This window comes from Shewanella sp. SG44-6, from assembly GCF_014164185.1.
In the GTDB taxonomy this organism is placed as follows: Bacteria; Pseudomonadota; Gammaproteobacteria; order Enterobacterales; family Shewanellaceae; genus Shewanella; species Shewanella vesiculosa.
Genome location: NZ_JACJER010000346.1, coordinates 1 through 344 on the forward strand (window position 1 = coordinate 1; position 344 = coordinate 344).

Annotated in this window: 1 protein-coding gene; it reads left to right on the top strand. The window is 37.2% G+C overall.

The window, feature by feature from the left end; translation table 11 throughout:
- Positions 1–34: 34 nt before the first annotated feature.
- Positions 35–344, top strand: a 310-nt coding sequence (locus H5185_RS22530) for a LytS/YhcK type 5TM receptor domain-containing protein (RefSeq protein ID WP_310741713.1), incomplete at its 3' end; no start/stop codon positions are given.

The following is a 344-nucleotide window of genomic DNA, read 5'->3' on the forward strand; positions in this document are numbered from 1 at the left end:
AATGGATAGTTTTTTCAGTTTGATGAGCAACGCCGTGTTATTACTGGCTCTTGTGGTTATTTATGATGCAATTACGCTACAAAACATCGTTTCCCCAAAATATAAAGATGTCTTAAGTGGCATTTTTATCGGCATGATTACGGTGAGTTTAATGATCAATCCTTGGGAATTTCGTCAAGGAATTTTTTTTGATGCTCGCTGGATTTTATTGAGTTTAAGTGGTCTGTTTTTTGGTTTTATTCCGACATTGATTGGCTCTCTACTCGCTGCATGGTTTCGTATTTATCAAGGTGGTGCGGGGGTATTTGCTGGTACATTAATTATTTTCATCAGTTCTGCCATTG